At 42.0% G+C, this 3123-nt stretch carries 4 protein-coding genes; 2 read left to right on the top strand and 2 right to left on the bottom strand.

Features of this window, described 5'->3' with window-relative positions:
* Both F6K13_RS25605 and F6K13_RS25600 read left to right on the top strand, forming a co-directional pair.
* On the top strand, positions 1 to 1169 hold a 1169-nt coding region (locus tag F6K13_RS25605; protein ID WP_353735717.1), incomplete at its 5' end, for a cob(I)yrinic acid a,c-diamide adenosyltransferase.
* Entirely contained in the window at positions 1153 to 1371 is a 219-nt protein-coding gene (locus F6K13_RS25600; protein WP_287278974.1) for a hypothetical protein, read from the top strand. The genes F6K13_RS25605 and F6K13_RS25600, both read left to right, overlap by 17 nt.
* A gap of 337 nt (positions 1372 to 1708) precedes the next feature.
* Here the strand turns inward: F6K13_RS25600 and F6K13_RS25595 are convergent, their stop codons facing one another.
* Positions 1709 to 2134: a hypothetical protein gene (locus F6K13_RS25595; protein ID WP_124146977.1), complete on the bottom strand. Its 426-nt coding sequence runs from the start codon at positions 2132 to 2134 to the stop codon at positions 1709 to 1711.
* A 202-nt stretch (positions 2135 to 2336) separates the two neighbouring features.
* Positions 2337 to 2855, bottom strand: coding sequence for a GNAT family N-acetyltransferase (locus tag F6K13_RS25590; protein WP_124146976.1), 519 nt, complete (start codon positions 2853 to 2855; stop codon positions 2337 to 2339).
* Between the last annotated feature and the right edge of the window lie 268 nt (positions 2856 to 3123).

The raw sequence follows: 3123 nt of genomic DNA, 5'->3' as shown, positions 1-3123 counted from the left end.
CAAACTTTATAGATAACTACTTACTTATGAGACCTATGAGAAGAAACGGCATTGGTATACGCACCGCACAGGCCATGTCAGAAAGAATTGTGGGACAAATTCATGTTTATGATGGCTCCAGTAAAGGTAAATCTCAAGCAGCTTTAGGAGTAGTTTTACGTTCCATAGGTTTAGGGATACATTCTGACTCTCCAACTAGAGTATTGCTACTAAGATTTCTCAAAGGACCTGACCGCTCTTATGATGAAGATGCTGCCATAGAAGCCTTACAGAAAGGCTTTCCTCATCTGATAGACCAAGTACGCACTGGTAGAAGTGAATATTTTGGCCATGATGAAATTATTACATTTGACCGTCAAGAAGCCCAAAGAGGTTGGGATGTGGCCAAAGGAGCGATCGCTTCTGACTTATATTCAGTTGTGGTCTTGGACGAACTAAATCCAGTTTTGGACTTAGGTCTGTTACCAGTGGATGAAGTCATTCACACTATAAAGGATAAACCAGAACAGTTAGAAATTATTGCCACAGGCCGTGCAGCTCCTCAGGCATTGTTGGACATCGCCGACTTACATTCAGAAATGAAACCCCATCAACACCCAACTGCTCAAGCTCATAATATTACAGGGATTGAAATTTATACTGGTGCTGGTAAGGGTAAGTCTACTAGCGCTTTGGGTAAAGCATTACAGGCCATAGGTAGGGGTATTAGTCAAGACCAATCTCATCGAGTCCTAATTATACAATGGCTCAAAGGAGGTATTGGTTATACAGAAGATGCAGCGATCGCCGCTTTACGTCAAAGCTACCCAAATTTAGTGGATCATCAACGTTGTGGTGGAGATGCTATTGTGTGGCGAGGACAACAAAAAGAAATAGATTTTGTCGAAGCAGAAAGGGGTTGGGAAATAGCTAGGGCAGCTATAGCTTCTGGTTTATATAAGACTATTATTTTAGATGAACTTAATCCTACTGTAGATTTAGAATTATTAGAAGTAGAGCCAATAGTTGAAGCTTTATTACGCAAACCAAAAGATACGGAGGTAATTATTACTGGTCGTTGTCTTAATCCACCAGCATATTTTGATTTGGCTAGCGTTCATTCAGAGGTTTTCTGTCATAAACATTATGCTAATCATGGGGTGGAGTTAAAACGTGGAGTTGATTTTTAAAAAGCGGTCAGTAGTCAGTCGTCAGCAGTCATCAGTCAGCAGTAAACGTTTAGAAGGGGAATGTTACCCCTCTGCGCACCTTCCGGTTTATAGAAACTGGGGATATTTTACCCAAGTAGGAGCAAATGGCTATTCGCCCCTACAAGCTGATAGTTGTTTGCATAGCATTCTGGTAGGGAAATGCGCTCAAGCTAATAGCTAGTTAGGGTTTGCTGATTAAATCTAAAAGCATTCACATATAAAGACAAGTGCCTTTTTGGAGCCTTTAAAAAGTACCTGGTTTTCAGCTCTTCACGCCCAAAAAGGAGCGTATTTTAGGCGCATAGTTGGACAGAAAAATCTTGGGAAAATTCTTACTCCTACCTCCTCTACATTCCCATTTCTCACCTTCTGGGAGGGGTTAGGGGTGGGTTGTCTCCTGTCTCCTACCCCAGCAAAAAGACTTTATTCAGCACACCCTAATTAAAAAATCAAAAAACTCCCAGCTTTGAGTAACTGGAAGTCCTACAGAAAATTATTTTTGTCCAATGACAATAAAATTATTTGACGAGAGAAATTTCTTTTTCAGCTTGCTCAGATACAACTTCATTATCTTCTACTAAGTCTAGCTCGCCACCTGGTGCTTCAGGATGCTGTTGAACCAGTTTTTCTTCTGCTGGTACTTCCATAAATTCATTCCCAGTATCGACATCAGTTTCTGCTTTACGAGTAATATAACGATTAGCAGAAAAAGCACCTAATCCCATTAAACCTACTGTACCAGCAGCAATACCAGCAATAGCAAAGTCAGACTTACCGGGAAAATTTTTGCTTAACCAAGAGTTTAATGAAACTAATGATGTTTTCGACATCGAATCTTTACCCTTGTTGCTGAAAATACAAGCTTCTGCGGTACTAGAAAAAAGTACACCACCAGCGATCGCTACAGTGGACAAAACACTGGCCATAATATAATGTTTTTTCATTGTTTTTCAGTAAAGTCCCTTTTGATTAAGGAATTTTAACAGCACTTTCTAAAAGTCGCAACCAAAGCAAAAAACTTATACCAATTTGATCAATGTTTGCTACAAATAGCTAGGGTACTTTTTAGGAGTCAGGAGTCAGGATGAATATCTTCGATGTCATTTATTAGTCCATAAATCATCTTTTTAGTCAATCAGTACCAGGTCATCGAGGTGGGAACTGGTCGCTAGGATGCTGCCAGATCTGCTCCGTTGAGTAAGGACCTGTGATGGTGGAAGTAGAGACGATACCGTCCAGGCAACCTGGGGTCAGGGCCTTAGCGAACCAACACTCAATTGGAGCCTCGGTCTTAACCGGGAATCCGATCTTATGTGGGGTGTTGTATCGACGACCGTAGTGAAACGGTTGACCAGCGACAAAGATTGCGTCTGCATCGAGTTGTTTCTCTGCCTCTTCCATCAGGCGTGTGGCGTAACGCTTGCCTTGGTATTCGGGCAACACTGCTAGTGGTGCTAGGACGTACACTTTCAGGTGTGGTGCTTCGTCAATTGTCATCGGGGTGTAGCAAGCTTGGGCGACTCCCTTGTAAATGATAGAGAAACTACCGTCTTCTATCAGGTCTCTAGCCAGGTCGGCGTAGAGTTTGGCGTGCCGCTCGTCATAGAGTCCTCCAGCTGCGGCGAAAGCTTCATACTGGATCTTCCAAGCAAGTTCGGTGGTCATAGTGCCTTGTTTGAGTACATTAATTAGTAACGCCCCTGACTGGTGGAGTCAAGATTTGGACAGCCTTCGTTCTTATTCACCTTCACCGCATTGATCGGGTTCGAGTAGACCCTCGCTCCCGGAGGGAACAAATTGCTCTCCGGGCACAACCTATTTGAATAAATAAAGAAAAAAGATGTTGCTGGATCTAAGGTATGAAAATAAAAACTGAAGAATCTCAAATATTTGTCATTAATATAGTTTAGCAATCGCCAAAAAATACAAATCA

The organism is Okeania sp. SIO2B9 (assembly GCF_010672505.1).
GTDB lineage: Bacteria > Cyanobacteriota > Cyanobacteriia > Cyanobacteriales > Microcoleaceae > Okeania > Okeania hirsuta.
This window is presented reverse-complemented; position numbering and strand designations above follow the sequence as displayed.